5 protein-coding genes are annotated in these 6,218 nt (G+C 48.6%); all 5 read right to left on the bottom strand.

The annotated features are described in order from the left end of the window. On the bottom strand, positions 1–126 hold a 126-nt coding region (locus Q7P67_RS12445; protein ID WP_277656878.1), incomplete at its 3' end, for a 4Fe-4S binding protein. Between the two features lie 414 nt (positions 127–540). Next, positions 541–1,419, bottom strand: a complete 879-nt coding sequence (gene sucD / locus Q7P67_RS12440) for a succinate--CoA ligase subunit alpha (protein WP_303852564.1) — start codon at positions 1,417–1,419, stop codon at positions 541–543. 11 nt (positions 1,420–1,430) lie between these two features. Continuing rightward, positions 1,431–2,633, bottom strand: a complete 1,203-nt coding sequence (gene sucC, locus Q7P67_RS12435) for an ADP-forming succinate--CoA ligase subunit beta (protein WP_303852563.1) — start codon at positions 2,631–2,633, stop codon at positions 1,431–1,433. A 138-nt stretch (positions 2,634–2,771) separates the two neighbouring features. Beyond that, positions 2,772–3,752: a malate dehydrogenase gene (gene mdh, locus Q7P67_RS12430; protein ID WP_303852562.1), complete on the bottom strand. Its 981-nt coding sequence runs from the start codon at positions 3,750–3,752 to the stop codon at positions 2,772–2,774. A gap of 74 nt (positions 3,753–3,826) precedes the next feature. After that, a complete protein-coding gene (locus Q7P67_RS12425) occupies positions 3,827–6,052 on the bottom strand; it encodes an NADP-dependent isocitrate dehydrogenase (protein ID WP_303852561.1) in 2,226 nt (741 codons plus the stop codon). Positions 6,053–6,218: the final 166 nt, after the last annotated feature.

Raw genomic sequence — 6,218 nt, 5'->3', positions numbered from 1 at the left:
GTCGAGATCTTTTACGGCGGCCTTGAAATCTTTCATTTCAAGGGCGTCAACAGGGCAAAGTTCTACGCAAATCTCGCAACCCTTGCAGAGATTGACGTAAATTTCAATTTTTTCTGCCTTAGCCATTTACCTCTCCTTATAAACTTTCGCAATTGCCCCATCCCTGCGGACAATTGCGCTATCGCTCCGATTTAACACGAAATTTTTCAATCCCAGAAAAATTTCGCCAACGCTACGGTCGGCAGAAGCCTTCCTTCGCTCACGCTCTGTTCGCTCAACGGGTAGAACCCGTTTCGCTCGCTCCGCGGGCTTCTTCCTGAAGCCAGATTTAACATGAAATTTTTCAATCATAGAAAAATTTCGCCAACGCTACGGTCGACAGAAGCCTTCCTTCGCTCACGCTCTGTTCGTCCGGTCTGCTAAAGCAGCCCAAACTCTCTCCGCGGGCTTCTTCCTGAAGCCTTGAGATTGCTTCGCTACGCTCGCGAAGACAAACATCCGTCTTCGCGAACCCTGAAAGGGTGAAGCGATCTCTCTTCTCTATTTCCCCAGAACCTCGGCAACCTTCCTGCCGATATCCGCAGGGGAGTGAACAACGTGGACGCCGCACTTTTCAAGTGCTTCCATCTTCGCAGCGGCAGTGTCGTCTCCGCCTGAAATAATGGCTCCAGCGTGCCCCATCCTTTTTCCCTTTGGCGCTGTCTGTCCGGCGATAAAGCTGACCACAGGCTTGGAAAAATTCTGTTTTATCCACTCGCCCGCCTTAACCTCAGCCTGCCCGCCTATCTCGCCGATAAGCACAACAGCTTCAGTCTGGGCGTCATATTCAAACATCTCAAGCAAATCTATGTATTTAAGCCCTATTATGGGATCGCCGCCTATGCCTATACATGTTGACTGACCGAACCCGAAAGAACTTACCTGTTTTACAGCTTCATATGTAAGGGTTCCCGACTTGCTAATGATACCCACTGTTCCTGGTGTGTGTATCTCTCCCGGCATGATGCCCATTTTACATTCGCCGGGGGTAATTACGCCGGGGCAGTTGGGACCCACAAGCATTGTGCGGGATGTGCCCGTCTTCATCATTCTTTTGACCTTGAGCATGTCCTTAACTGGTATGCCCTCGGTGATACACACGCAAAGATCCAGATTGGCGTCCACAGCTTCCATTACGGAGTCGGCAGCAAATGCCGGCGGGACGTAAACTATCGATGCGTTACATCCTGTCTTTCTGACAGCTTCCATCATGGTGTCGAAAACCGGAGTTCCGTCCACCTCGGTTCCGCCCTTGCCCGGCACAACGCCTGCAACAATGTTGGTTCCGTATTCTTTCATTCTGGCGGCGTGGAATCTTCCCTGTGAACCGGAGAGACCCTGCACGACAACTTTGGTTCTGTTGTTTACAAGTATGCTCATGTGACCCCTCCTTACTTCTTAACAGAGCGTTTGTGCGGCTCTGATTTCGCAAGTTCAACAGCTTTCTGTGCGGCGTCAGCCATGGTATCTCCGGTTACGATGTTGATACCTTTAGCTTTCGCGCCCTCTTCCAGAATTTTTCTGCCTTCCGCCACATGGGTTCCGTCCAGCCTTACGACTATGTGCCTGTCACCGGGCACCTCGTCTGACGCTTTCAGAACTCCTTCGGCTATGAGGTCACAGCGGACTATTCCGCCGAATATATTTACGAATATCACCTTAACCTTTGGGTCGGTGAGGATAATCTTGAACGCTTCACGAACCTTATTAACGTCTGCGCCGCCGCCTACGTCGAGGAAGTTCGCAGGCTGACCGCCAAAGGACTTGATAATGTCCATGGTTGCCATCGCAAGACCCGCGCCGTTGACCATACATCCTATATTTCCTTCCATGCTAACGTATGAAAGGTCGAAAATGGATGCCCTGACCTCCTGCGGTTCAAGCTCGCCGTAATCTTTCATCTCTTCAATTTTCGGATGCCTGAAAAGAGCGTTGTCGTCAACTGTCATTTTGGCATCCAGACACACTATCTCGCTTTCGCCTGTGACAACCAGAGGGTTTATCTCAAGCATCATAGCGTCATGGTTAACAAAACACTGATAGAGTCTCTCTGCGATGTCAGCAAACTTGTTCAGAAGGTTGGACGGAAGTCCTATCTTCTTCGCTATCTTGCGTCCGGTGAACTGGGAAAGACCCAGAACGGGACTGATGTGTTCTTTAACAATCGCTGCGGGGTTGCTCTTTGCAACCTCTTCAATCTCAACGCCACCCTCTGAGCTTGCAATTATCATATGCTGCTCTGAGTCGCGATCCACGAGAAAGCTAAGATATATCTCCTGACGGATGTCAGTCGCTTTCTCTACCAGTATCCTGTGGACGATTTTGCCCTCTTCTCCGGTCTGCTTGGTAACCAGCTTCATACCAAGCATCTGGGTTGCCTCGTCGTATACGTCTCCGTATGCGCTTACAACCTTCACGCCGCCTGCCTTGCCTCTGCCGCCGGCATGAACCTGAGCCTTAATGACCCATTTCTCGCCTTTAAGCGACTTTGCCACCCTGAGAGCGTCGCTGGCCGTTGATGCCACTCCGCCATCGGGTACGGGAACACCATAGGATCTCAAAAGACCCTTCGCTTGAAATTCATGCAAATACATGGCTCACCCTCCTGTAGTCATTACGGATAAGAATTTTAGCATTTACGTTCATAAATACCTTTTTTGCAACCCTTTTCTGCAAAGGGCGAGCCATGTTTTTTATACTTTAATTACAAGTCAAACAAAGTTGACTTATGCTTATTTCAGGAAGCCAAGTCTTTTAAGGTCTTCAACAAGTCCTTTAACTGAGTTCACTGAAACGTCGAACATTTTCTGCTCTTCGTCGTTCAGGTCAACTTCGATGATTCTCTCAACGCCGTCTTTACCAAGAACAACGGGAACGCCTACATAGTAGCCGTTAACGCCGTACTGACCGTCAAGTTTTGCACAAACTGCAAGAACTCTTTTCTGGTCGCGAAGAACTGCTTCTGCCATCTGGATAGCGGATGAAGCGGGTGAGTAGAATGCAGAGCCTTTTTTAAGCAGAGCAACAACTTCGCCGCCTGCTGCTTTTGTGCGCTCAACCATTGCAGTCATAACTTCATTGGCTTTCGCTTCGCTGCCGTATTTTTTGATAAGCTGTTCCATAACCGGAACGCCGTTCACGTTTGCATAGCGAACGAGGGGAACCATTGTGTCGCCGTGACCGCCGAGAACCATTGCGTTAACGTCTTTAACGGATACGCCGAGTTCCCATGCGATGAATGTTGCGAATCTTGAAGAGTCAAGAACGCCAGCCTGACCGTATACTCTTGAAGCGGGAAGTCCGGAAACTTCCTGAAGAAGAGTTACCATCGCGTCGAGCGGGTTGGAGATCACGATAACGTGAGCTTCGGGGCAATATTTTTTAATGCTTTCAGCAACAACTTTAATGATGCCTGCGTTTGTTGTCAGAAGGTCGTCTCTGCTCATACCGGGTTTTCTGGGAAGACCTGCGGTAACGATAACTATGTCTGAGCCTTCAAGACATGCGTAGTCGTTAGAACCTGTGAGGAATACGTCGAAACCGTCAACTCTGGACGCTTCAACGATATCGAGCTGTTTGCCCTGAGGAAGATCCTCAACGATGTCGAACATTACAACGTCGCCAAGTTCTTTAAGAGCTGCAAGCTGAGAAAGAACGCCTCCGATATTACCGCCGCCCACAAGAGCGATTTTAGGTCTGGTGAAATTAGCCATTTAAGCCCCCTACATATTTTTTGTTAGTGGTATAAAAAGGTGCCCGCCCTCTTTAAACGGGCACCAAAGCTGCATTATATAGAATCGATTATCTTGTTAAGTGTCGCGCTGGGACGCATAGCTGCGAAAGCCTTAGCAGCATCGGGTTTGTAGTATCCGCCGATGTCTGTGGGTTTGCCTTCTGCCGCTGCGATTTCAGCGGTGATTGCCGCTTCGTTTTCAGCAAGCGCTTTTGCAACGGGTGCAAATTTAGCAGCGATCTCTTTGTCTTTTGTCTGAGCGGCAAGAGCCTCTGCCCAGTACAGTGCAAGATAGTAGTGGCTGCCTCTGTTGTCGATTTCGCCTGCTTTTCTTGAAGGTGCTTTGCTGTTTTCAAGGTGTTTGCCCACAGCAGCATCAAGAGCGTCAGCGAAGATCTGAGCTTTTTCGTTTTTGTATGTTGCAGCAACGTGCTCCAGAGAGGGAACAAGCGCACAGAACTCACCGAGTGAATCCCAACGCAGGTGACCTTCTTTCAGGAACTGAGAAACGTGTTTGGGTGCAGAACCGCCCGCACCTGTTTCAAAAAGACCTCCGCCGTTGAGCAGCGGAACGATTGAAAGCATTTTTGCGGATGTTCCGAGCTCAAGGATGGGGAAAAGGTCAGTGAGGTAGTCTCTCAGGGCGTTACCTGTTACAGAGATGGTATCAAGTCCTTTTCTCGCTCTGTCGCAAGAAATCTGCATAGCTTCGTCAGGTCTTTTTATGCTGATATCAAGACCTGTTGTATCGAATTTTTTAAGGTATTCGTTAACTTTTTTGATAAGCTCGGCATCGTGTGCTCTTCTGTCGTCAAGCCAGAAGATAGCGGGTGCGCCGGATGCTTTTGCTCTTGTAACTGCGAGTTTAACCCAGTCAAGGATAGGAGCGTCTTTAGCCTGGCATCCTCTGAAGATATCGCCTTTTTTAACTTCCTGAGAAAGCAGTGTTTTTCCGGACTCATCCACTATACGGATAACGCCGTCTGCGGGTGCGAAGAATGTTTTATCGTGTGAGCCGTATTCCTGAGCTTTCTGAGCCATCAGACCTACGTTTGAAACTGAACCCATAGTTGCGGGGTCAAAGGCGCCGTGTTTCTGACAGTCTTCGATGATTGTCTGATAGATGGTTGCATAGCATCTGTCGGGGATCATTGCGATAGTGTCATGAAGTTTGTCGTCGCGACCCCACATCTGACCGCCGTCGCGGATAACAACGGGCATGGATGCGTCGATGATGATGTCGTTGGGAACGTGCAGGTTGGTGATGCCTTTTGCGGAATCAACCATAGCGAGCTCGGGCTGAACTTCGTAAACAGCCATGATAGCCGCTTCAATTTCAGCTTTTTTGTCAGCGGGAAGTTTACCGAGTTTTGCGTAAACGTCGCCGAGACCGTTGCTGGTGTTAACGCCGATTTCTTTGAATTCAGCGGCATATTTATCAAAAACTGCCTTGTAGTAAACTTCAACGCAGTGACCGAACATAACGGGGTCGGAAATTTTCATCATAGTCGCTTTCAGGTGGAGAGAGAGCAGAACGCCTGCGGCTTTGGCTTCTTCGATTGTTTTAGCGAAGAACTCGCGAAGTTTTTCAACGTCCATGTGTGTGGAGTCGATGATTTCGCCTGCCTGAAGTGCAAGTTTCTCTTTAAGAACCTGAACGGAACCGTCTTTGCCGACGAATTCGAATTTAACGTTTGTAGCTTTATCGAGTGTCAGTGCAGTTTCGTTGCCGTAAAAATCGTTTGCATCCATGTGAGCAACACGTGTTTTAGAGGGCACCGGCCACTGTTTCATCATTCTGTGGGGTTTTTTCTGTCCGAATTTTTTAACGGAAGCGGCAGCTCTTCTGTCGGAGTTACCTTCGCGCAGAACGGGGTTAACGGCAGAACCGAGAGCTTTTGCATATCTTGCTTTGATCTCTTTTTCTTCTTCGGTTTTAGGCTCTTCGGGATATTCAGGAACATCGTATCCTTTGGAGCGCAGTTCAGCGATTGCTTCTTTAAGCTGGGGGATGGACGCTGATATGTTGGGGAGTTTGATGATGTTCGCTTCGGGTTTCTGAGTCAGCTCGCCCAGCTGAGTCAGGTAGTCTTCAACCTTCTGGTCGTTTTTAAGTTTTTCGGGGAAGTTCGCAAGGATTCTTCCTGAAAGGGAGATGTCCCTTGTTTCGACGGAGACTCCGGCGTTTTTAACAAACTGCTGCACAATGGGGAGCAGCGAGTAGGTCGCCAGCGCAGGTGCTTCGTCAATTTCTGTCCAGATAATGAGTTGCTTTGACATGATTTCTCCTTTTGCGATTATTAATTCGTCGAAAATCCTCTTCTTATGTTATGTGCATTATTAACCGTATTCAAAAACGCCATCCTGACGTTTTATCTGCCCCGACGACTTCTATAATGCTATTATTTTTTATAACTGTATACAGTATACTGTTATATATTTTACT

This window comes from Seleniivibrio woodruffii, assembly GCF_029267515.1.
Taxonomy (GTDB): domain Bacteria; phylum Chrysiogenota; class Deferribacteres; order Deferribacterales; family Geovibrionaceae; genus Seleniivibrio; species Seleniivibrio woodruffii_A.
Note: the sequence above shows the minus strand (reverse complement) of the source record. Positions and strands in the feature narration are given on the sequence as shown.